Annotated in this window: 18 protein-coding genes; 10 read left to right on the top strand and 8 right to left on the bottom strand. The window is 36.7% G+C overall.

The features are described 5' to 3' along the window. Window positions 1-42: 42 nt before the first annotated feature. Window positions 43-663: a NifU family protein gene (locus tag EA412_02875; protein ID TVR81516.1), complete on the bottom strand. Its 621-nt coding sequence runs from the start codon at window positions 661-663 to the stop codon at window positions 43-45. A 199-nt stretch (window positions 664-862) separates the two neighbouring features. Here EA412_02875 and EA412_02870 point away from each other — a divergent pair, with 199 nt between their 5' ends. Next, window positions 863-1,675: an RNA methyltransferase gene (locus tag EA412_02870; protein ID TVR81515.1), complete on the top strand. Its 813-nt coding sequence runs from the start codon at window positions 863-865 to the stop codon at window positions 1,673-1,675. Here the strand turns inward: EA412_02870 and EA412_02865 are convergent. Next, window positions 1,672-2,994 (bottom strand): TolC family protein, encoded by a 1,323-nt coding sequence (locus EA412_02865; protein ID TVR81514.1) that lies wholly within the window; start codon window positions 2,992-2,994, stop codon window positions 1,672-1,674. The genes EA412_02870 and EA412_02865 overlap by 4 nt on opposite strands. Window positions 2,995-3,323: 329 nt before the next feature. Here EA412_02865 and EA412_02860 point away from each other — a divergent pair, with 329 nt between their 5' ends. Both EA412_02860 and EA412_02855 read left to right on the top strand, forming a co-directional pair. Then, complete coding sequence (locus EA412_02860; GenBank protein ID TVR81513.1) at window positions 3,324-5,021, top strand: S41 family peptidase; 1,698 nt, start codon at window positions 3,324-3,326, stop codon at window positions 5,019-5,021. A gap of 87 nt (window positions 5,022-5,108) precedes the next feature. Then, on the top strand, window positions 5,109-7,472 hold the full coding sequence (locus tag EA412_02855) for a penicillin acylase family protein (protein ID TVR81512.1): 2,364 nt from the start codon (window positions 5,109-5,111) through the stop codon (window positions 7,470-7,472). Between the two features lie 159 nt (window positions 7,473-7,631). Here the strand turns inward: EA412_02855 and EA412_02850 are convergent, their stop codons facing one another. Further along, complete coding sequence (locus EA412_02850; protein ID TVR81511.1) at window positions 7,632-8,852, bottom strand: hypothetical protein; 1,221 nt, start codon at window positions 8,850-8,852, stop codon at window positions 7,632-7,634. A 251-nt stretch (window positions 8,853-9,103) separates the two neighbouring features. Between EA412_02850 and EA412_02845 the strand changes: the two genes are divergently transcribed. Then, entirely contained in the window at window positions 9,104-9,607 is a 504-nt protein-coding gene (locus tag EA412_02845) for a T9SS C-terminal target domain-containing protein (protein TVR81510.1), read from the top strand. A gap of 87 nt (window positions 9,608-9,694) precedes the next feature. Next, on the top strand, window positions 9,695-11,236 hold the full coding sequence (locus tag EA412_02840) for an ATP-binding protein (protein TVR81509.1): 1,542 nt from the start codon (window positions 9,695-9,697) through the stop codon (window positions 11,234-11,236). Between the two features lie 4 nt (window positions 11,237-11,240). Here the strand turns inward: EA412_02840 and EA412_02835 are convergent, their stop codons facing one another. The 3 genes from EA412_02835 to EA412_02825 all read right to left on the bottom strand — a co-directional run bounded on the left by EA412_02835 (window position 11,241) and on the right by EA412_02825 (window position 13,293). After that, window positions 11,241-11,771 (bottom strand): hypothetical protein, encoded by a 531-nt coding sequence (locus tag EA412_02835; protein TVR81508.1) that lies wholly within the window; start codon window positions 11,769-11,771, stop codon window positions 11,241-11,243. A 113-nt stretch (window positions 11,772-11,884) separates the two neighbouring features. Beyond that, window positions 11,885-12,562: a TrmH family RNA methyltransferase gene (locus EA412_02830; protein TVR81507.1), complete on the bottom strand. Its 678-nt coding sequence runs from the start codon at window positions 12,560-12,562 to the stop codon at window positions 11,885-11,887. 26 nt (window positions 12,563-12,588) lie between these two features. After that, on the bottom strand, window positions 12,589-13,293 hold the full coding sequence (locus EA412_02825) for an SDR family oxidoreductase (GenBank protein TVR81506.1): 705 nt from the start codon (window positions 13,291-13,293) through the stop codon (window positions 12,589-12,591). Window positions 13,294-13,580: 287 nt separating this feature from the next. Here EA412_02825 and EA412_02820 point away from each other — a divergent pair, with 287 nt between their 5' ends. Together EA412_02820 and EA412_02815 are read left to right on the top strand one after the other, a co-directional pair. Continuing rightward, window positions 13,581-16,346 carry a TonB-dependent receptor gene (locus EA412_02820; protein TVR81531.1) on the top strand — a complete coding sequence of 922 codons (2,766 nt, stop codon included), beginning with the start codon at window positions 13,581-13,583 and terminating at the stop codon, window positions 16,344-16,346. Between the two features lie 101 nt (window positions 16,347-16,447). After that, window positions 16,448-17,962: a T9SS C-terminal target domain-containing protein gene (locus EA412_02815; protein ID TVR81505.1), complete on the top strand. Its 1,515-nt coding sequence runs from the start codon at window positions 16,448-16,450 to the stop codon at window positions 17,960-17,962. A 54-nt stretch (window positions 17,963-18,016) separates the two neighbouring features. Here the strand turns inward: EA412_02815 and EA412_02810 are convergent, their stop codons facing one another. Both EA412_02810 and EA412_02805 read right to left on the bottom strand, forming a co-directional pair. Next, complete coding sequence (locus EA412_02810; protein ID TVR81504.1) at window positions 18,017-18,967, bottom strand: gfo/Idh/MocA family oxidoreductase; 951 nt, start codon at window positions 18,965-18,967, stop codon at window positions 18,017-18,019. A 66-nt stretch (window positions 18,968-19,033) separates the two neighbouring features. Beyond that, window positions 19,034-19,681 (bottom strand): MBL fold metallo-hydrolase, encoded by a 648-nt coding sequence (locus EA412_02805; GenBank protein TVR81503.1) that lies wholly within the window; start codon window positions 19,679-19,681, stop codon window positions 19,034-19,036. A gap of 90 nt (window positions 19,682-19,771) precedes the next feature. Here EA412_02805 and EA412_02800 point away from each other — a divergent pair, with 90 nt between their 5' ends. Genes EA412_02800 through EA412_02790 form a run of 3 tightly spaced genes read left to right on the top strand, consistent with a single transcriptional unit; the run spans window position 19,772 to window position 25,034 of the window. Continuing rightward, entirely contained in the window at window positions 19,772-23,239 is a 3,468-nt protein-coding gene (locus EA412_02800; GenBank protein TVR81502.1) for a hypothetical protein, read from the top strand. An 18-nt stretch (window positions 23,240-23,257) separates the two neighbouring features. Further along, complete coding sequence (locus EA412_02795) at window positions 23,258-24,157, top strand: DMT family transporter (protein TVR81530.1); 900 nt, start codon at window positions 23,258-23,260, stop codon at window positions 24,155-24,157. A gap of 1 nt (window position 24,158) precedes the next feature. Continuing rightward, a complete protein-coding gene (locus tag EA412_02790) occupies window positions 24,159-25,034 on the top strand; it encodes a YicC family protein (protein TVR81501.1) in 876 nt (291 codons plus the stop codon).

Below are 25,034 nucleotides of genomic sequence, written 5' to 3'. Positions count from 1 at the left end.
AAACTAAAAAAAGTTTGCTGTATCTTAATTTCTCCCTAAAAGCTATGCATCGTCTTCAGACTCAGCAACCACTTCGGTAACTTCTTCAGGTAACATTCTTTTTAACATACCTTCAATTCCGGCTTTTAAAGTAAGCATTGAAGATGGACAACCACTGCAAGCACCCTGCAACACTAAAGTAACTTTACCGCTTTCCGGATTAAATGATTTAAATTGAATGGCTCCACCGTCCATTTCTACGGCCGGTTTTACATAGGTATCCAGAAGCTCTTTAATTTTGCTTACCGTGTCTGTTTGTTCGCCCGAAGATGCTGCTTCAGCTTCTTGTTTATCAACAAAGGCCTTATAAGCTTTTTCATCAATAACTTTTATGCCCTCAGTTAAGAGGTTTTTGATAGATTGTTTTAACTCGGGGATTATCTCCATCCACTCCTTTTTAGTGGATTTTGAAATCGTGATGAAGTTTGCAGAAACAAATACTCCATTTACATATTCGTGTTCAAAAAGCCTTTGAGCTAAAGGCGATAATTTTAAGGTCTCCTCATCTCTGATATCAACACTTTTTCCGGCCAAAAGCATTTTGTTAACCACAAATTTCATAGACTCCGGATTTGGCGTCATTTCCGTATATATTTCTAAAATCGGTTGTTTTGTTGCTTCCATATTTTTTTATATTTTATTTTCACTTAAGCAACAAGCAAAAAAGGGAAAGAGTTCTATAAAATCCAATGCTTTATAAAAATATTATAATCCTACTTATCATTATTCCTTAGCTCTATTTTTCAGATATTTGATGAAATAAATTTCTCAAAAGACTTATTTCCGGAAAACTTTATAGTTTCTTTAATCAGAACAACTAATCATGGACATTATAACCAGTGCACAAAACCCGAAAATAAAAGATTTAGCCCGCTTAAAAACAAAAGCTCCTTACAGAAAAAAAACAGGATTTATATGGGTTGAAGGAAATAGAGAAATGAATCTGGCAATTCAAAACGGATATGAGTTACAGCAATTCTATTTCAATGCGGAATTAGAAAACCAAAGCAACATTCAAAATTTTGAAAAAAATGCTCAAAAAACCTATGCCGTAAAAAAAGAAGTGTTTTCAAAAGTGACTTACAGAGGAGATACAGAAGGGGTTTTAGGATTATTTAAGATTAAAGAGCTTGGCCTTGAAAATCTAAAAAACAAAAAAAATCCTTTTTATATCATACTTGAAAGTGTTGAAAAGCCGGGAAACCTGGGAGCGGTCCTGAGAACTGCCGATGCCAGCGGATGTGATGCTGTAATTGTTTGTGATCCACATACGGATATTTTTCATCCAAATGTAGTCAGAGCAAGTATCGGCTGTTGCTTTTCTATTGATGTCATTCAAGCCGATTCGGAGACTATCATTGATTTTTTGAAAAAAGAAAACATTAACATATTTTCAGCTGCCCTCCAAAATGCCATCACCTATTTTGATTCTGATTTCACAAAAGGGTCTGCCATTGTTTTAGGAAAAGAATCAACCGGGTTAACAGAAAAATGGAGATCCGCTTCAGACCAAATCATTTCTATTCCTATGATGGGAAAAATTGACTCTTTAAATGTTTCTAATGCAGCGGCCGTATTGGCCTATGAAGTTCTCCGCCAGCGCATGAAAAAAACTAATGCTAAAGAAAAACCCTAATTTTCATCAATAATGCCACCGGTTAGCCTCAACAATTCTACTTCGGCAGATTTAAGATCAAGCATGGTTTCGTAATACTGTACAACTGCATTTAAATAATCAAGCTGAATTGTTCTGTATTCAAAAATATTAATAGACCCCTCATTAAAGCGGTCTTCTGCAAGCGATAAAAGCCTTTCTGTATTATTTTTATTTAACTCCAACAGACCTGTAACCTCATTCAGCATTTCATAATTATCAAATGCATTAAAAAACTCAAACTTTACCGATTCCTCAATCTCCTGATAAGATGTTTCCGCTATTAACTCATTAATTTTAGCATTCTGAATTTCTCTGGAAATATTGCCTCCGCTAAATAAATTGAAGGATAAACCAAAATTTATATAATACTCAAATGTTCTTCCGGTAGTAGAGGGATTATCCTCTAATTTAAACTCATTTAGATTATATGAAGTACCTGTATTCATCGACAATCGCGGGTATCTGTTTGTCCGTTGCAAAGAAGTATTTTTCTTGTAAATTTCAAGCTGAACAAACTGATTTCTGATATTTGAATTATTGCTTAATAACATCGCATATAATGGGTCTCTTTCAAAACCCTCATCCCTGACAGAAGGCTCATCCGTAAGTTCCAAATCAATTTCCTCATCTGCCCGAATCAGTCGTTTCAAATTTCTCAAAGAACGATTATAAATTATTTTCTGCCGGGCAAGATTAGTAGAATCCTGAATAAAATTATTGTTTAGCTGAAGTACATCAAAAGAACTTGCAGAACCCACAGAGCGCTGATATTCCACATACTCAAGACGGTCTTTGGATAATTCTGTTAAACTTTCCAGCACATTCATTTTTTCTTTTTCTATCCAAGATTGAAAATATGACATAATCACACCCTGAATTGTATTTTCAACAACCACAGTCAAAAATCCGCGACTTTGTTCTTCTAATAAGGATAATCTGGATTTTGAAATATGAGCTCTGAATCCGTTAAAAATTGTCCAGTTCAATTCTGCTCCGGCAATAGCCCCAATATTTCTATACTCTCCATTTAAAAATGAGGCCGGGTTATCTGCATTCACAAACTGATTTCTCTGATTAATTAACAAGTCTAAGTCCGGATAAAAACCGGCATTCCCCAGACGATTATTATTTTCAGCTATATCAACTTCCATATCGCTTATTATTATATCAAAATTTCTTTCTAATGCCTGTTGAATAGCTAAATCCAGACTTAATGATTCAGCGGCGAAAATCTGGTTCACCGGAGAGATTATGAAAAGAAGAAAGCAGAAGAATATCCTTCGTGTATAGTTTTTCATAAGTTTTTTAAGGTAATTGAATTAATAAATACATATTACAAACAGAAAAGTTGAAAGTATCAACTAATTTGGCAAAATTAATAACTTAACAACATTAATTAAGCTTTATTTTAAAAGCACTTTATTTAATTATAAAGCTGTTGATTCTACTATTATGAAAACATCATTTTGCTAACTGAAAAACTTTTTGATTTTCGGATTGTATTTTATGTTAGAAGATTTTTCTAAAATTTTTGTCTTTAGTTTGCGTTTATAAACTTGCACTTATTAACTTAAGGCAAATTTTTCTCCGGAAAAGACTTACTGTTTTACCCTTTAAATTTTTTCATATGCAAATTATCAAAAAAATAAAATCTAAATACAAAGTAATTTTTTCAATCGGCTTGGTAGGTGTTTTGGCACTGAGTATAATGTCTTTTGATAAAAAGACTGACTATTTTGAGATAAACAAACATCTGGACATTTTTGCCACCTTGTATAAAGAATTGAATACTTATTATGTGGAACCTATTGAGCCCGGCGAACTGATGCGCATTGGAATGGATGCGATGCTTGAATCTTTAGACCCTTATACCAACTTTATATCAGAGTCTGAAATTGGACAACACCGCTTACAAACTACCGGAAGATACGGTGGAGTTGGCGCTGTTATCAGACAACATAATGACAAAGTTGTCATTTCCGAGCCCTATGAAAACTATCCTGCTCACAAGGCCGGGCTGAAAGCCGGTGATATTTTAATTCAAGTAGATGATGAAAAAATTGAAAACAGAAATACAGAACAAGTCAGCAATATGTTGCGCGGACAAGCCGGAACTACTGTTGAGTTAACAGTGAAAAGATTACAGGCTGACGGCACTTATGAAGAAATTATGAATGTATTGACCAGAGAAGAAATACGTGTAAAAAATGTACCTTTTTATGGCTGGGCAGACGATGGAATTGGGTATATAGTTTTAAGTAATTTTACAGATAATGCCGGCGGAGAAGTGCGGTCAGCAATTGAAAGCTTACAAAAAGAAGGTGAGCTTAAAGGTTTAATTTTTGATGTAAGAGGAAATCCGGGAGGTTTGCTAAGTGAAGCCGTAAATGTAAGTAATGTTTTTATTCCGCGCAGACAGGAAATCGTTAGTACCAAAGGGAAAATTCCTGATTGGGATAGAACTTTCAGAACGCTGAATGATCCTGTTGACACTGAATTACCATTAGTAGTTCTCACAAACAGAGGTTCCGCATCAGCATCAGAAATTGTAGCCGGTTCTGTGCAGGATTTAGATCGTGGAGTTGTTGTGGGTAGAAGAACGTTCGGGAAAGGATTAGTACAAACCACACGTTCCCTGCCCTATCAGTCTAAGCTGAAGGTAACAACCGCTAAATATCTGATTCCAAGCGGCAGAAGCATACAGTCTATTGATTATTCTAACAGACTCGACGGAAGGCCGGTGTCTACTGCCGATTCTTTAAAAGTACCTTTTACCACAGCTAACGGACGTGTAGTTTTTGATGGCACCGGAATTATGCCGGATGTGGAAGTTGCAAGCAGAGAATACAGCCCTTTGACGAGAGCTCTCATAACTAACCATGTTATATTTGACTTTGCTACAAAATTCAGTGCTGAAAATGAGGAAATTGCACCTCCCTCTACTTTTGAAATCACTGATGAAACCTACAATGCTTTTATAGCCTTTTTAAAAGAAAGAGATATCTCTTACGAAACTGAAAGTGAGCGTTTAATCACAGAGCTGGAGAATAAACTTAAAGATGAAAAGTATATGGAGGCTGTAGAAGAAACTCTTGCATCAGTATTGCTAAAGATTAAAGAAGATAAGGCTGAAGATGTTTATACTTTCAGAGAAGAAATTGAGGAACTTCTGGCAACAGAAATTGTGAGCAGATACTACCATCGTTCCGGGAAAATTGAAATAGGTCTTCGCTACGACCATGATATTCTCAAAGGTCTTGAAATTTTACACGATCAAGCTGAATATCGGGCCTTACTAAGTCCACAAAGCGTACAAGCCGAATAATTAAAGTTTTTTTTAGTAAAAAGTGCCGTTCAAGCTGAATTATTCATTGCTTTGATTATTTTTAAGAAATTTAAAAAATAATCAGGCATGGATTTACTTCACAATATTACAGCATATTTTCTCAGGCGATATGTAAACAAAATATCCAAAAAAAAGATACCCCGCTTTAACGGCAAAATTGAGGCTCCTGAGTTAAATGGAGAGTCTTCTGTTTTAATGGACAAGTGGGGCGTTCCGCATATTTATGCTAATGACAACCATGACTTGTTTTTTGTGCAGGGGTTTATGCATGCCTCCGACAGGCTTTTTCAAATGGAAATTGCAAGAAGATTAGCCCATGGCAAGCTTTCTGAGTGGTTCGGAGAAGAAACTTTTGATACCGATCGTTTTTCAAGAAGTCTTTGTTTTACTAAAAATGCCGAACAAGATTCTACAGAGTTAAGTCCTTTACTTAGCGGCGTTTTGGAAGCCTATGTGAAAGGCGTTAACTTTTTTATTGAAAAGTATCCTGAAAATTATCCTGCTGAATACTCTTTATTAAAGCAAAAGCCCGAAAAATGGCAGCTAAAAGACAGTTTAGCCATTGCAAGATTAATGTCCTGGCAAATGGGTTTTGTATGGCACGGAAAGCTGGTGCGTGAAAAATTAGAGAAAAAATTGGGTTTAAAAACCGCTGAAATTGACCTGAACTACTATAAAGAAAACCCCGAAACACTGGATGAGGGAAGAGAATTTAATGTTTTTGAGTTTTCCAGAGAATTGAAAAAAGCTACCGGCCCCTGGCTGCAAGATATAAAAGGCAGCAATACATGGACCATTAGCGGCAAACTAACCGATACGGGCTTTCCCTATTTATGTAACGATATGCACTTAGCTTCGCTTCAGCCATCAATCTGGTATCAAAACCACCTTGAAAGTAAAGACTTAAAAGTAAGTGGGGTATCCGTTCCGGGGATTCCCATGATTTTAATAGGACATAATAAACACATAGCCTGGGGAGCCACTTTAGCTTTTACCGAAATACAGGATTTAGTATTAATACCAAAAGAAAGCATAAAAAAGGGTTCGCATACTGACAGCAACGGAAAGACACTGAGCATTACTGAGAGGGAAGAAGTTTTTCATATAAAAGGAAGAAAAAGTCCTGCCAATGAAAGTTTTTATAATACAGATTTTGGCCCGGTTCTGCATACCCTTAGTGATGGTGAACAACAACTCATAACCCTCTACTCCCCCGCTTTTTTTCAAAATAATATATTAGATGCGTGGAATCGTCTCAACAAGGCAGAAAACTGGAATCATTTTGTCAATGCTGTAAAAGATATTGATGCTCCGGCGCTGTGCCTCAGCTATGCTGATGTTTACGGAAATACGGGCTACTTTGTCAGCGGAAAAACGCCTAAACGCAAAGCACCTGAGGGGAGCTATCCTTACATTGAAAACTTGCCCGACAAAAACAGACCCTATCTTTCCACCGAAGAAAAACCTTATGCTTTTAATACAGAAAAAGGTTATCTGGTAAACAGTAATAACAAAATTGTCAACGATGACTATCCTTTTTATTTGGGACATTCCTGGATGGATGGATTCAGGGCGAAAAGAATTAAATATTTATTAGAAAAGAAAAGCCGTTTTTCCATATCTGACATGCAGCAAATTCAAGCTGATCTGCTTTGTATACCGGGTCTGAAAATTAGAGATATTATTATTACAAACCTTTCTAAAGAGTTACCTGCACATAAAGCCGTTGAAATGATTTCGAGTTGGGATGGAAATACGGATACTGAATCGGCAGCTACCTGTATTTATGAAGTATGGAAAATTTGTTTTTTAAAAAAAGTATTTAAAGAATTACTCGGTGAGGATTCTTTTGCTGAGCTCATGGGAGAAGGCACCAATGAAGTTTTGCATCCCATGAGTGAGCTCTACGGACAGGAAGCAACCATTATTTTAAATATTTTAGAAAATGAAAGTACAGCATTTCTTAAAAAAGGAGATAAAGAGAAAATTATTTCTGACTGTATGACAGAGTCAATAGATTACTTGGAAAAAAAGCTGGGTAAAGACAGTAAACTATGGAAATGGGGCCAGCTACATAAGCTGGTTTTCATGCATCCGTTTGGCAAAAAATCACCAATGGACAAGGTTTTCAATCAGGGGCCTTTTCCTTATGGAGGAAATACTGACACAGCCTGTCAGGCAGCCTGGCACCCTTCAAAACCTTTTAGTGGTTCGCTTATAATACCCTCTGCCCGTTTTATCTATGATCTTTCAAATTGGGAAAACTCTCTTATTAGTGTGCCACCCGGACAATCTGAACGAATTGGAAGTCCGCATTATAATGATCAGTTAGATGATTTTTTACATGTTCGTTACAAGCCGTTGCTTTGGGAAAAAGATACAATTTTAAAAAATTCTCAAAAAAGAATTGATTTCACAGCTAAAAAGTAGATTTTATTTTGCTTTTTCGGGGCTATGCTACCAAGGTCAAAGCTTAAAATGTCTGTGCCGTCAATAGCAATTTTGCCAGCTTAACTGTCAATTCCTTGTTTTTGTTTTTGGTTGTGGTTGTTGATAACGCCAACCAGCGCCAATTACGGCACCAATACCCTACTCCACCCCCAAATTCAATTTCTCCATGGCAACACTCACCGGAATAGCAAAGCCAACGCCTTCTGTACCGAATGACATTGCTTTGGCATTTACAATGCCTACAACTTCGCCTCTGTGGTTGATTAAAGGGCCGCCACTATTGCCCGGACTGACGCCGGCATCTGTTTGGATGTATTGCCGTTCTTCTACAACTCTTTCAGCACTTACAATCCCGCGGGTAACCGAACGCCCCAGGTCTTTATGGGCAGGTGAGCCAACGGCAAAGACTTCATCTCCTGGAGATGGTTTGGAACTATTGAAACCTATTGGAGTGGAACTAACATTTTCAATTTGGATGAGTGCCAAATCATAATCCGGATTGGTGCGGACAACTTTTGCTTTTATCAAAGTACCTTCATTCAGCGCTACTTCCACACTATTTGATTGCTGTACAACATGATAACAGGTAAGAATTAAACCATGATGATCTATGAAAAAGCCACTGCCATGTCCTGTAGCTGTTACAATCGTTACTGAAGCATCCTGTGCCCTTTTCAACACTTTTGCTCTTTCTGTACCGGGTGAAGGCACTTTGTTGAGTGTGATTTTATCAAAACTTGCCGGATCTATTTCTTTTTTGGCAGGAACATCACGTATTGCTGCTTTAAACTCCGGGTCTTCAATGAGTTGTTTGACGTTATGTTTGAAAGCATGATAGGTAACAGGTGTAAAGTCTTCATTTACTAAATTTAGTCTAGTTCTATTTGTATATATTTCTATATTATTACTGCTTGTCAAGTTTTTATTAAGAATTACCTGTTCACTTTCTATGTGAAAGATTGACCATTCAGTTTCCATTCTTGTATCTATACTTCGCATATCCCCCATTCTTAAGTTAAAATTCACATCAAATTCTTTGATTTTTACACCAAGAGCAAACTCAGATTTGAAGTGCTCATCAAGTTCTCTGAACATGCTTCCCCAGCCTTGTACCCTGTATCCGCTTAATGTGAAAGATTTTTCAATAAAATGTTTAATTTCAGATTCAGTAAATGAAAAATTTCTCTGAAAATGTTTAGTGAAAAATAACTCTAAGTTAAAAAAATCACCAAGTAATTCGCCATATTCAATATCTATCACAACATTAGCAATTCTGATAGCCGGTTTTTCCTCTGCTTTTGCCGTTAATAAAAATAAATTAAGAAAAAACAGTGCCGTTAAGGTTTTTAAGATTTTCATCGTATATATTTTCGTGTTAAAATAAATGTAAATATAAAAGAAAACATATAGTTTAAAAATCTTTTTCAAAAAATAAACCAAAAATTAACACACTACCGCCTTCAATTCTCTAAAAGCTTGGGATGAACGGACCTATATTTTTACTTTTTTAAAAAATATAGCCTCAGTCTTACATCAATTATTTACTTTGATAAATAATGATTAATTTTATCCTAAGGATAATTTCAATTTTCCCTTTTAAATAAAATTGTATGAAAAGTTTACTTTTAACTATTGCCATCAGTCTGACTGCACTCTATAGCTTTGGACAATCTCTCAGCCCAACCGTAATCAGCTCCTCGGGGGCCTTTCATACAGCCGGCGGCTACAGCCTGAGCCAAACAGTCGGAGAAACTGTGATAGAAACGCTAAGCAGCAGCGATCTTATACTTACTCAGGGATTTCATCAACCTGAAAAATTGAGCGTTGGCATTTCTTCCAACAGCCTTTCTATATGGGATGTAAACGTTTTTCCTAACCCTACAAGCAATTCCGTGTTTTTGGAAATATCTGCTTCATCAGATGTAGATATAAATGTTGAACTTTTTGATGTATTGGGTAAAAAAATAAAGCCCTTACAAAATGGCCACCTTATCAACGGACAAATGAAAATCACTCTTGACATGAGTCCCTTTGCTTCCGGGGTTTATTTCGTTCGCTTAACCGAATCAAATGGCAACTCCACAGAGACTATTCGTATTCAAAAAATAGACTAAAAACCGCTCATATACTTAAAAAGTAAGTATACAAATCAACTTCTTATATTAAATTAGTATATTTATGTTTGAAAATATAGATATACTATGCTGGTAAAAACTTTTGGAAGTGCTGTATATGGTGTCGATGCCAGAACAATTACAATTGAAGTAAATATTGGGGAAGGGATGAATCACTACATAGTAGGGCTTCCCGACAATGCTGTTAAAGAAAGTTGGTTTCGAATGGACGCCGCTTTGAAAAATAACGGCCTCAAAATTCCCAGAAAAAAAATCGTAATAAATCTTGCCCCGGCAGATATTCGAAAAGAGGGTTCTGCCTATGACTTAACAATGGCTGCCGGAATTTTGGCCGCTTCCGATCAAATTAACAAGGAGGAAATCGGAAAATATATTATCATGGGGGAATTGTCTTTAGACGGCACAGTACAACCCATTAAAGGTGCTTTGCCAATAGCTATTCAGGCCAGAAAAGAAAATTTTAAAGGTCTTATTTTACCGAAAGCAAATGCCCGTGAAGCGGCAATAGTCGACAATCTGGATGTTTATGGCGTGGAAAACATTAGAGACGTTTATGACTTTTTTACTGATAACCATAATCTTGAGAAAATCCATATAGATACCCGGGCTGAATTTGCTCATAAACTAAACATTACTGATTTGGATTTTCAGGATGTAAAAGGACAGGAAAATATTAAAAGGTCTATGGAAATAGCCGCAGCAGGAGGCCATAATCTCATTTTAATTGGACCGCCCGGTTCCGGAAAAACAATGTTGGCAAAAAGACTGCCAACTATTTTACCTCCTTTAACACTTTATGAAGCCTTAGAAACTACAAAAATTCATTCTGTATCCGGTTTGCTTCCTTCAGATTCCGGTTTAATAAATCTGCGTCCTTTCCGATCTCCCCACCATACCGTTAGTGATGTTGCATTAGTTGGCGGAGGGAATGTGCCTCAGCCCGGAGAAATTTCGCTTGCCCATAATGGAGTACTCTTTCTGGATGAACTTCCGGAATTTAAAAGAACGGTTTTAGAAGTGCTCAGACAACCCATGGAAGAACGCAGAATTACCATTTCCAGAGCAAAGTTTACCGTTGACTATCCCTCCAGTTTTATGCTGATTGCCTCTATGAATCCTTGTCCTTGTGGATATTACAATCATCCGGAAAAGGAATGTGTCTGCGCACCCGGTATAGTTCAGAAATATTTAAATAAAATTTCAGGCCCTTTAATGGATCGGATTGACTTGCATGTGGAAGTAACCCCGGTATCAATCAGTGACCTTTCTGCCGCTCCTTCGGGAGAGAAAAGTGAAGCGGTAAGAGAAAGGGTGATACGAGCCAGAGAATTTCAGGAAGATAGATTTAAAAATACTGAAGGTCTGTATTGCAATGCACAAATGAGCTCAAAAATTCTGAAAGAATGTTGTGAAATCAATAGTGCAGGACAAAACCTGTTAAAAAGAGCCATGGAAAAACTGGGTTTATCGGCAAGAGCCTATGACAGAATACTAAAAGTATCCAGAACCATAGCTGACCTTAATGGCAGTAAAGAAATTGAAGCTGAACATCTGGCTGAAGCTATCCAATATCGTTCACTTGACAGAGAAAGCTGGGCAACAGGTTAAACTATCAATTTACGATGTTTACTGAGCCGAAAATAGCATTAACACTAATATACAGCTTTACATTTTCTGCAGAGTCACCGACGCCTTTGGTGTAGTTGGCGCTTCCCATCCCACTTGCATTTCTGTCAGGAGATTTTACATCACCAAAAATAGCATTCATTTCTACTACATAATCTACATTTTCAGGCATATAGACCTTGCCGCTTCCAAAAATGACATTTATTTCTACTTTTTTCTTTTTATCAACGACTTCTATATTTCTCAAATCAATCACAGAACTGCCGAAAATTATATTATAATCTTTAACTCCTTCGCTATATTCTATTTTTTCCTTGCTATTAAAGAAGTGTTTCTCTTTAGTGTCAGGTTTATAAAAAAAGCCAAGTATTAACCGAAGGCCTATGTATATAAACAGCAATCCAAAGACAATTCTTAAAACCGGAATATTCCAGCCAAACAATGCTTTTAAAATTATTGACATTCCGATTAATAAAATCAGAACACCCCAAAAAACCCCTGAACTTAAAATAGACATATAGATAGTGTTAAGTACACAAATCTCTGACAATTAAATTAAAAATACAAATATAATGTTAAAATATGTCTTTTTGAGTAAACTTTTCTTCTATACTCTATTTAGTTTAGAATTTATTTATTTAAGAAAACATCTTCGAGTCTGTCGGCACTTTTCAGCAACTTATGCGCCCAAAAGTATTTAACTTCATCAATCTCATTTTCATCAAGTTGCCACTTTGCTTTAGACTGAACCATTCGGTGTCTTAATGAATTCAAGGCCGCTCCTGTAGTGACCGGTAAATTCAGATAGTCAGAAAAACCAAGCAACGGAATTTTTACAAAAGCATCCGCTTGCTTAATAGCAACATCAGATGGTCCGCTTTTTTCCGGTCCAAAAATAACTGCTGTTTTTTTATCCATCGGAAATTCATCAATTGAAGTTGCTCTTCTATTGTTTGTAACGGTTACAATCTGATAGCCTGAATCCCTCAGTTCATTAATTGCCAGTTGTGTATTATTGCTGTTTTTTTCTCTGTATCGGTGAATATTCACCCACTTTGTTGCAGCAATAATCGCATCAGGGCTTGCTGAATACTTGTTAAAGTTTTCTACCAGATGCAAATCCTGAATGCCAAAACAATCGCATGTTTTCACAATAGAGCTCACAATTTGAGGCTGGTAAACATCCTCTAAAACAAGTGTCAGGAACTTAGTTCTTTCGCCTAGTACCTGGTTCATCCTTTTTTTCTTACTTTCAGAGATAAAGGAGTAGAGATGATCTATCACCTCCTTTCTAGTTTTTAAATCCATAATCCGGTTCCTTTTTAGTTTAAAAATCAATCAAATGGGTTGGTTGCCCAAACTGAAAGTTCAGGTATAAACCCTCTGCTTTCAAGTTTTAAAATCCCGCTTACTGCATCTGCTATTTCTTTAGGTCTCAATTTATTAGGCTGAGCTTGTCGCTCTTTACGCTCAGAATTTCCGAAAGCGGTTGCAACTTCCGAAGGATTCACAAGCATAACTCTAATGTTAAAAGGTCTTAATTCAGCCCTCCAACATTCTGTCATACCCCTGAGGGCAAACTTTGATGCTACATAAATTGAGCCGTTTTTATAGCCCTTAAGCGCTGCAGTGGACGCTATATTTACAATATCTCCCGATTTTTTTTCTTTAAATAATGGTGTAAATTTCGCAGTTGTCAATGCTGCTCCAATTACATTTACATCAAATACTTCCATTATTTTTTCTCTACTGAGATTTTCTAATGCCGCAGGTTTTCCAATGCCTGCATTATTTATTAATATATCCAGTGTGCCAAATTTCTCTAAAATAAAATCATAAGTTGCATCAACATCTTTTTCTTTAGAAACATCTGCCTGTAAAAATAAGGCTCCGGATTTTTTAGCTGCACTCTCTAAACGGCCTTTATCTCTACCGGTTATAATCACGTCAGCGCCCTCTGAAATCAATGCTTCAGCTATAGCATAGCCAATGCCTAAGCTACCACCTGTTATCAGTACTTTTTTATTTTTTAACTCCATGTTTATAAAATCAGTAAAACAAATTTAAATGATTTATTGTCAAAGTAAAAGAAATGTCTAAAATAAATCAAGTAATAAAAGAACTGTTTACAACTACAATTTTCATTTATAACAATCCTTTTTTACAAAATCTTTTCTTTTTTTTTATTAATTATCCTCAAATTAACAATCTTATTTTCTAAATTTAAAATTAAGTTATCTTTAAACAAAATTTAGGTTTCCTTTATCAAAATGATAATTAAATTAAAATGAAATTTTATACAGTCTTTTTGTTTTTTCTTTTACACATAAGTTTTGCTTATTCCCAATCTGTCTCAGGAGTTATAACAGACAGGGAGACAGGCGAAACCTTATTTGGTGCAAATGTAGTAATTAAAGGTACTTCTACCGGTACTACAACTGATTTTGATGGCCGTTTTACACTTCGGATTACTCAGGAATTACCGGCAGAGATTGAAGTTATTTATTTAGGTTACGTTTCCCAAACGATTACTATCAGCGAGAATGATCTAAACAGAACTTTACGTGTAAGAATGGTTTCTTCTGCAGAAGGTTTGGGTGAAGTAGAGGTTGTTGAAAGCCGGATAACTGACCGTTTGCGAGAGTCTGCCTTAACAATTGAGTCTATGAGTTTGGCCGCAATAAAAGAGACTCCTGCCGCATCTTTTTATGAAGGTTTGGGCAATATGAAAGGGGTTGACATGACGACGGCCAGTCTTGGGTTTGTGATTATCAATACGCGTGGATTTAACTCGACTTCACCGGTACGCTCTTTACAATTGGTTGACGGAGCTGACAATCAGGCTCCCGGATTAAATTTTTCTTTGGGGAATTTTGTGGGTTCTTCCGAGCTTGATATTCAAAGAGTAGAATTAATTCAAGGTGCGAGTACTGCTTTTTACGGGCCTAATGCCTTCAACGGAGTTATTAATATGTATACCCGAAACCCATTTTTTCATCCCGGTTTAAGTGTAATGGTAAAAGGTGGAGAGCGTAATTTATTTGAAACAGCCGTACGCTATGCAAGAGTTTTCAGAGATAGTGACGATGAAGACAAATTTGCTTTTAAGCTGAATTTTTCATTTTTGAGGGCTGATGATTGGGAAGCAGAAAACTATAATCCCACAGACCAATCTTTGAAAGGACCGGATAATCCGGGGGGTTACGATGCTGTGAATGTTTACGGAGATGAAAATTTTAGAGAGCAAACTAATAATTTTGAAACCTTTAGCGGCTTGAGAAATTATCCCGGTTTAGGCGTTTTTTACCGAACCGGTTACCGGGAAATTGATGTAGTAGATTATGATATAAGAAATATAAAGGCCGGGGCTTCCCTTCATTATAAGCTGACCCGTGACATAGAAGCAAATTACAGTTATAATTATGGTGCCGGAACAACCGTATATCAGGGAGATAACCGCTATAGTTTAAAAAATCTTCAATTTCAGCAACATCGGGTTGAAGTAAGTAAACCGAATAGATTTTTTGTGCGTGCCTATACAACTTTGGAAGATGCCGGGGATTCTTATGATGCCGTTTTTACTGCTCTTTTACTTCAGCAAGAAGCAAAAAACAATAATGCCTGGAATCAGGATTATATAAGCTACTGGAGTCAGAATATTGTAAACAGAGTCAGGAATTTACCGGATTTTCCCGGTCAGGGAAACTGGTGGTTTGGAGACACAAGAGATTCCACCGTTGCCGTAGCTCAAAATGTGCTGAATACCTTTCAGGATTCAATTCAGGCATGGCATGAAGAAACCAGAGCCTTTGCCGATGGAATTGGAAATCCTCTTATTGAATCTACGGTGCGGTTTGAGCCGGGAACTGCTGAATTTGATTCCATGTTTAATCAAATAACTTCTGAATCAACCTTATCGGAAGGTGGTACCCGTTTCTATGATAAATCTAAGCTGTATCACGTTCAGGGAGAATACAAGTTTAATCCCGGAGGAATTGCTGATTTGAGGGTTGGAGGCAGTTACAGATTGTATGCCCCTGACTCTGACGGTACAATTTTCAGTGACACTGCCGGTGTTGTAATCAGGAACTATGAATATGGCGTTTATGCCGGTGCTGAAAGAAGATTTATTGGTGACCGCCTGATTTTATCAGCAGCCGCACGACTGGATAAAAATCAAAACTTTGGATACCAGGTCTCGCCTGCTGCATCTGCTGTTTATTCAAGAGGTAATCACACTCTGCGTTTTTCGTTTTCATCAGCAATCAGAAATCCAACTTTACAGGATCAGTACTTGTTTTACAATGTTGGCCGGGCAATATTATTAGGAAACCTTGGCGGGAAAGACTCTATAGTAACAACAGAATCACTTATAGATTATGTGAACACCAGAAATCCGGATACGCTCGACTACTTTAATGTTGCACCTATTGTACCTGAAAAAGTGCGAACGTTGGAAATCGGTTACCGTGGAACTGTTTTAAATAACTTTTATGTAGACATGAGTGCCTACATGAGTTTATACAGAGATTTTATAGGCTATAATATTGGTGCAGAGGTTGATTTTGATGAATCAACGGGCTTTATTACTCAATCGCAGGTTTACAGAATTGCTGCTAATGCTACTGATGAAGTTTTGACATACGGAACCGCCATTGGATTCAACTATTACTTCCGCCGATATTACTCTTTAAATGGAAACTACTCCTGGAACCGGTTGAATTTGTTGGGCTCTGATGACCCGATAGTCCCTGCTTTTAATACCCCGGAGCATAAATTCAATATTGGAGTAAGTGCCAGAGATTTGGTTTTAAGATTTGGCGACAGAGTTACTTTGAGAAATATTGGCTTTAATGTAAATTATAAATGGGTACAGGGATTTTTATTTGAAGGTTCCCCCCAATTTACCGGATTTGTCCCTACTTACGGCTTGTTGGATGCTCAAATAAACTATACACACAAGCCACTTCACACGACCTTTAAAATTGGTGCATCCAACTTATTGAATAACAAACATTACCAAACTTATGGCGGGCCTTATATAGGAAGGCTAGCATATATTTCCATTACTTTTGAAAATCCCGGCTTATAATTGGTAAAAGTCAACTGTTCAATAAAAAAAATATTTCTTTATAATTGTATTTCTAAACCCTAAATAGGTTATATTTGATATAAACTTTAAAACAAAAAAATATGAAAACGCAAATGAAACTAATTTTTACATTACTGATACTATTCTCAGTATCAAAAATTCATGCACAAACGCCTATAATTGAAGAGGTTTTCACAGATGTGAGTGTCCAAACAGGAGTCAATTATGCTCAAAATTATACGATTTTGACCGGTTCGCCTAACTTGCAGGATTTATCAATGGATGTTTATACTCCAACCGGTGATGCTTCTACTGACAGGCCATTAATGATTTTAATGCACGCGGGGAGTTTTATTCCAAAGGGTTTAAATACCTTGCCATTAGGTGATAAGGGTGACAGCACCATCGTTGAAATGTGTAAACAATATGCCAAAAGAGGATGGACTTGCGCCTCAATTGGTTACCGCTTAGGTTGGACGCCAACAGCTACCGATCAGGAAGACCGGGCCAAAACAATTATACAAGCTGTTTACAGAGCTAATCAGGATGCCAGAGCAGCCATTCGTTTTTTCAGAGAAGATGCTGAAAATGGTAATCAATTCGGAATTGATCCTTACAGAGTTGCAATTGGTGGCTCAAACTCAGGAGGCTATGTCGCTTTAACCGTTGGTTCATTAAACAAACCGGAAGAATTAGAGCTTTTTAAATTTTTAGATGATAATGGCGCACCATTTGTTGACCCTGATATTACCGGTGGAATTTGGGGAGAAGGTGGAGCTTCCGGTGTAAACAGATATAATACTCCCGGATATTCTTCTGCTGTTCAGATTGTGAAAAACCTTGGTGGTGCAGTTGGCGACTCTTCTTGGATAGAAAGTGGTGAAGCTCCAATAGTTGCATTCCACGGCGTTGGAGATCCATTGACACCTTATGGCACTCAGGTAGTTATAGTAGCCAGTACAGGTGATGCCATTGTTGAAGTAAGCGGAAGCTTAGATGTAATCGGAAAATCTGATGAAGTTGGAAATCAGGATATTTTTTATGCCGCAAACTTTACAGATGATTATACCTTAGCTGCTCAAGCTAAAACTGCTTTAGAAGGTTTATTCCCTTTTAATGGTGTAGGCTTCGAACCATGGGCATGGTATGATTGCGGACATCCAAGTGCAGCAGCTCCAACAGGCGCTCCGGAAGATGGCTGTGGTTCTGCAGCAAATCCTATGCAAACAAAAGCAATGGCATTGAATTACATTGATACTATTATGAATTACTTTGCACCACGTGCAGTTGTAGCTTTTGAAAATATTGATAGTGTGGCGGTAGAAACAGCTGATCCGATTATTTCAAGCGTTAGGAACTTAAACGTTAAGCAATTTGATTTTAATACATATCCAAACCCGGCTTCAGATTACTTAATTCTTGAAAACAATAATTCTGAAATTCAGATTTCGAATGTTGGTGTTTATGCTTTAGACGGCACATTGGTTAAGTCAAGTCCTGTAAACGGAAATAGTAGATTGGAAATAGGAATTAGTGATTTACCAAAAGGTATTTATGTTCTTCGTGTAGAAGTTAAAAACAAAGGTGTGGATTATCACAAATTCATTAAACAATAAGAATTTTATAAAGTATAAAAAAAAGCCCCGCTGATTTTATCAGCGGGGCTTTTTTTATCGGTTTAACTCAATTAGTTTTTCATGCATATTTTCTTTTTCAGGTTTAACCGTAGCTGTTCGGATTTTTTGGATAATCTCAATAGAATCTCTTGCCTCAGTAATTCCAAAACCTTCTCCCTTTAGTATAGACTCATACACCAGTGTATGTAGATTTGTAAAACCCCCGGAAAATTCAATTTCTTCTTTGTCAACTGTAATTGAACGATAAGTCATCTGTCCTGCTTTTTTTACATCTTCCGGCAACATATTTTTATCAATAGACAGAAACCATTTTACTCTTGCTCTCTCTAAATTTAAAAAGCCCGAAACAACTTTTTCTTCATTAATGTGAACCTCAATGCTTTCCGCTTGTCCAAACATCCAGATAAGCATATCAAAAAAATGTATTCCAATGTTACTGGCTAAGCCTCCTGATTTTTCAAGGTTTCCCTTCCAGCTTCTTAAGTACCATGGACCTCTGCTGGTTATGTAAGTCAAATTAATTTCTTTTTTATCGCTAGTGCCGGTTTTCTCCATTTTTTCCTTTAGCGCAATTAAGGCCGGATGAACTCTCAACTGAAGTATTGTATATACTCTTTTTCCGGATTCCTGTTCTAATTCCTCCAAAAAATCTAAATTCCAGGGGTTTAAAACAAGTGGTTTTTCACAAATGGCATGAGCTCCTGTTCTTAGTCCCATTCTTATATGCGCATCGTGCAAATAGTTCGGTGAACAAATACTCAGATAGTCAATACCCTCTCCTTTTCTGTAAAGTTTTTCCAAATGTCTGTCGAAGCGTTCCGGCTCATTAAAAAAATCCACTTCCGGAAAATAGCTGTCAAGCAATCCAACAGAATCAGTTATATCAAGTGCTGTAGTAAGCACATTTCCGGTTTCAAGGATAGCTTTAAGATGCTTTGGAGCGACGTATCCACCTACCCCTGTTATACCAAATTTTTTATTCATGTTGTCTTGTTTTTATTTTGAACGCGAAATTAGCTGAAAAAACCGAATTTATTCAATAAATGTAAATTAGTCAATATTTATGAGAAATGGATTTAGTTTTCTTTCTTTTCCTATAGTTGTGGATGGGCCGTGCCCCGGATACACAACCACTTCATCCGGCAAGTTTAGAAAATTATTTTTTATAGACTCAAGCAAAACATTTAAATTCCCTCCGGGCAAATCATATCTGCCAATGCTGTTTTCAAATAAGACATCACCGGAAATTATATACATTTCCCTTTCATTATATAGGCTTATGTGCCCGGGTGCATGTCCCGGTGTAAAAAGCACCTTAAATGCTGCTTCTCCCATTTTTAAAACATCCCCTTCTTTTAAAAAATTTATTGGAGCCGGAGAAGGTTTAATGTCAACACCATAAGAAGCTGCTGTTGCCGGTGCACTTTCCATATTTGGTAAATCCATTTTATGAATTTCCGGAGCTAGTTTATATTTTTTTAAAATAAAATCGTTCCCAATTACATGGTCTAAATGGCCGTGTGTCAGCAAAAGCCTTGAGGGCTTAAGTCCCTCACTTTCAATATAATTTGATAGCAAATCTTCTTCCTGAGTAGTAAAACATCCCGGGTCAATTATCCAACAATCTCCATCATTATTGTAAATTAAATAGGTGTTTTCTGCAAAAGGGTTAAATACAAAACACTTTATTGAAGTCATTTTACGTTTTTTTGTTACTTTTGATAAGTCTGGTTCGTTACAAAATTATAATTTTTTCCTTCCCAAAAGAGGAGAATTGATTTTAACATTATGAAATTTTCATCCTTAATTTATAAATCTCTATTAATTTTTTGCCTGAGCGCTTTAATTTTTACAATTAAATCAACAGCACAGACCACTATAGAGGAGTTTGGCCAAAACAGAGTAAAGTATAAAAACTTTGAATGGTCTTACTTTCAATCTGACAATTTTACTACTTATTTTTATATGGGAGGTCAGGATATCGGTCGATTTACAGTCCAATATGCCGAAAAAGTGCTTAAAGATATTGAAGATCGTCTGGAATATAGACTCAACAGTGACATCTCTCTACTGGTTTATAATAATATTATGGATGCCAATCAGACAAATATTGGAATTGGCAGGGAGGGTTACAATACAGGGGGGGTTACTCAGATTATTGATAATAAAGTTTTTTTATACTTCAACGGAAACCATCAGAACCTTGCTGCACAGATAAGAAAGGGAATTGCTCAGGTTATTATGGAAAATATGCTTTTTGGCGGTAGTGTTCAGGAAGTCTTGCAAAACTCTGTGTTGCTGAATATTCCAAGCTGGTTTTCCGGAGGCTTGGTTTCTTATGTTGGAAACGAATGGAACAGCAAATTTGACGATCGGCTAAGAGATGGTGTATTATCGGGAAATTACAAAAGGCTTAACAGGCTTTCCGGAGAAGAAGCCAAATTTGCAGGCCATGCTATTTTTCAATACATTGCCGAGAACTATGGCGAAAATGCTATTTCTAACTTACTGTATATTACCAGAATAAACAGAAATATGGAGAGTGGATTCCTTTTTGTGCTTGGTAAAACAGTAAATGAAACTCTTGAAGAATGGTATAATTTTCAACTTACAAGATATACTGCAGATTTACAAAACAGAGATTTTCCTGAGGAAGATTTAAAAGTAAATAAAAGAAAACAAAAAAAATGGCACCATTATCAGGCAAGACTTCATCCCGAGGGGAACAAAATTGCTTATGTAACCAATCAATTGGGTCGCTATAGAATTCATATACTGGATACGGAAACGAATCGCACCAGAACCATATACCGGGGCGGACACAGAACCAAAACACTTTTAACAGATTACAGCTATCCTCTTTTAAGCTGGTCTCCGGATGGCAAAATGCTGGTTTTTACAGAAGAGCGAAGGGGAGATAATTATCTGCATTTTTATGATTTGGAAGAAAGGGATCGGGATCGCAGGCTTATCACCAATTTTCAAAAAATCACACATATTGACTTCACAGATAACGCATCAACCTTATTGTTATCAGCTATTTCTGCAGGTCAATCTAATATCTATACTTATCACATTCCTTCAGGCAGGGTACGTCAGATCACCAATGATTTTTATGATGATTTGCAGCCGGCTTTTATTAACTCAAATAACCGGAATGGTATTTTATTCCTTTCGAACAGAACATCAATCACACTTGAAGAACAAAGAATAGACACTATTTTACCGACAGGCAGGCTTAATCTCTTTTTCTATGACATGGACAAGGGGGGTAATGAGGTTTTGAAAATCACGAGAGGAGGGTGGCACAATAACTGGCGACCGGCCAAGATGGACAGCACCTATTTCAGCTTTATCAGTGAAGAAAGCGGTATTAGAAATCTTATTGCAGGATATATAGACTCCACTTTTTCTCATATCGATACTACTTATTTTTTTGAAGACTCAATTGTTGTGAACCCTGAGTATGATATACTTTCTCTTATGGATGAGGGATTATGGAACCCTGACTCAGTTAGAACACAAAGAGTTTATAAAGACACGGCATATCTCAACCCAATCTCAGATTATGCATGGAATTTGCTGGATTATGATAATCAACCGGCATCATCAAGTACCCTGAAGGTTTTTAGAGATGAGGGTAAATTTCATTTTTATATTCAACCTACTCAGGATATAATAGCTAATGCAGATAGAATTAACATGCCTCAAAACACTTCATATAGAGATCACCTAAACACTATTGAGGAAAAGAAAATAGAAAGAGCTCGATACGAAAAACTTAGCCGTATGTCTGAGGAAGACACCGGGGGAATTCGCTTTCCAACATTTTATTTTCAAAGTGAGCATTACCACCCGTCAGATACCCTTTTAATAGAAGTTGAAGAGGACGGGCCGGACAGGCAAACCTATTTATACTCAGTAGATACTCAGCAAGGTGATCGGGAAACCTTCCAGCTTACAAGAGTTTTACCTTATAGGGTAAAGTTTACAAATGATTATGTGCAAACACAGTTTGACAATAGTTTGATGATTAACCGTTATCAAAAATTTGCAGAAGCAGACCCTACATTTAACAACCCGAACTTAAGCCTGATGATGGCTATTGGTGTGAGTGATTTATTTGAAGATTACCGACTGATAGGAGGTTTTAGAGTGCCTACAAACTTCAATAGTTCAGAATACTTTTTAACGTATGAAAATCTTAAGAAAAGACTGGACAAAAAGCTTTTATACTATCGCCGTTCAGATTCAAAGGTATATGGAGCGGGGGAACGCATTCCTTTTACAGACAGAGAAGTAACGGCATTTAACCTTCCAATTGAAGTGCAATTCATAACCAATTATTTTCAATACGGTGTCAGCTATCCCTTTGATGTAATCAGAAGCCTAAGGGGGTATGTCGGGTTTAGAAATGAGCGGGTAATTTATAAGTCCAGAGATAATTTAAGTCGCAGCTTGCCAAACTATACAGAAAATTGGATTTTGGCGCGTGCAGAGTATGTGCATGACAATACCATGCGAATTGGGACAAACCTTCGAACAGGTACCCGTTTCAAACTTTATGCAGAAATACATAAGGAAATTGAAATGAACAGAGACACTATATTAGGACAGGTAGATTTAGATGTTCCTAATTTTAATGACGCCTATTTGGGCGTTGTTGGGGGTGATTTCAGACATTATCAACGAGTGCACAGACAAATAATTTGGGCAAACAGATTTGCTTTTGGTACTTCTTACGGAACCAGAAAATTAATCTACTTTTTAGGAGGGGTGGACAATGCCTTTTTACCAAACTTTGACAATAGTATTCCGGTAACGGATGAAGAGAACTTTGCCTTTCAAACGATAGCCACAAATATGCGCGGTTTCCCTCAAAATATTAGAAACGGAAATAGTTTTGCCGTATTTAACTCTGAGTTGAGAGTCCCTGTTTTTACTTATCTAATAAGAAATCCTATTCGCTCAGAATTTATCAGAAACTTTCAGCTGGTTGGGTTTGCAGATGTGGGAACAGCATGGGTTGGCCTGAATCCATATGACCAAAGCAACCCGCTTTTTAATGAAACTATTGGGGATGTACCTATTCAGGTTGAAGTAGAATACTTCAGAAACCCGATAGTTATGAGCTATGGCCTGGGTTTCAGAACTTCTATTTTTGGATATTTTTTAAGACTTGATGCTGCCAGAGGTCTTGATAGCGGTGAACTCAAAGACAGGGTATGGCATTTTTCTATCGGGAAAGATTTCTAAGTGACAGAAGTTAAGCCTATTTCAATTTTAAAAGTTCATGGTGCTTTGGTGCTGGTAAATTTAATTTACGGCGCAAACTACACGATTGCCAAAGTTGTTATGCCTGACTACATTACTCCCTACGGGTTTATTTTCCTGAGGGTAACTGTAGCTACATTTTTATTTTTTCTTTTTGCCCTTGCTTTAAAAATCAAAGTTCCATTTAAAAAAGATCTTCCTAGGATTATAATGTGTGGATTTTTCGGGGTAGCTCTAAACCAATTAATGTTTTTTAAAGGACTCGACTGGACTACTCCCATAAATGCATCACTAATAATGATTACTACGCCTATATTAGTTTTGATCATGACTGCCTTTTTATTAAAAGAGCGAATTACTTTTTCGAAAGGAGCCGGAATATTTTTGGGAGCTTTAGGTGCTTTTTTTATATTACTCTCAGGAAGTTTAAATGCATTTGGGTTTGAACAAAATACATTGAGGGGCGACCTTCTTATATTGGTTAACGCCTGTTCTTATGCCTTATATTTGGTTTTGGTAAAGCCTCTCATGAAGAAGTATTCCCCGTTAAATGTAATTTTCTATGTGTTTTTAAGTGGTTGTATATTTGTGTGGCCGGTGGGATACGGTGAATTTACTTTAATTGACTGGCAGTCGTTCACCACAGGCATTTGGTTAGCTGTAATATATGTTGTGTTTGCAACTACTTTTTTGGCCTATCTGCTCAATATTTTTGCATTAAGTAAAGTAAATCCGTCAATAGTCGGGGTTTATATATATCTTCAGCCGGTTTTTGCTTCGGTTATTGCTCTCTCATTTGGAAAAGATGAGTTGGATATTTTAAAAATACTGGCATCCATACTTATTTTTGCAGGTGTTTATCTTGTAAGCAAACCATCCTTAAAAACAGAAAAAAAATAAGATGCTATATTCAATGACAGGCTTCGGCCAAAAACAGACAAGCTTTCCAAAGGGAAAAGTCTCCGTGGAAATTAAAACGCTTAACAGCAAATATTTGGATTTGAATTTAAAATATCCTTCCGGACTCAAAGATAAAGAGCATGAGATGCGAAAAATAATACAGGAAAAACTTGTGCGGGGCAAAGTAGATTGCGTCATCACTTTTGAACTTGAAGAAATACCACAGGTTTATAAGTTTAATGAGTCTGTAATTGAAAAATACTATAAAGACTATTTTAGCCTGATGAAAAAGTTAGAGCATAAGGGAGAGGTAGATATGCGAATTTTAATGTCCCTTCCGGATGTTACTACCAAAGCGGAAAATGAAAGTTCAAATGAGCATTGGGAAGCATTAAAAAACTGTTTAACCGAATGTTGTGATTTAGCAATGGCACACAGAAAAAATGAAGGAACCGGACTTTTAAAAGAATTTGAACAAAGCATGTCAATGTTTCTAAGTTCAGTAGAAAAAGTTAAACTGTTAGACAAAAACCGAATCGTTCTGATTAAGCAAAGAATTGAAAATCAAATAAAAAAGCATTTGAATGAAAAAGAGCTGGATACGGCACGATTGGAGCAGGAAATGATTTATTATCTGGAAAAAATAGACATTAACGAAGAGATTTCAAGACTGAACAGCCATATCCGTTATTTTTCAGAAGTGCTTGAAGATAAAAATCTTGATAAGGGTAAAAAATTAAATTTTATCAGTCAGGAGTTGGGAAGAGAAATTAACACCCTTGGTGCAAAATCATATGATGCTGATATGCAAAGACTTGTTGTCGAAATGAAAGATGAGCTTGAAAAAATTAAAGAGCAAGTGCTTAATGTTTTGTGA

This window comes from Chitinophagaceae bacterium (genome assembly GCA_007695095.1).
In the GTDB taxonomy this organism is placed as follows: Bacteria; Bacteroidota; Bacteroidia; order Chitinophagales; family REEL01; genus REEL01.
This window is presented reverse-complemented; position numbering and strand designations above follow the sequence as displayed.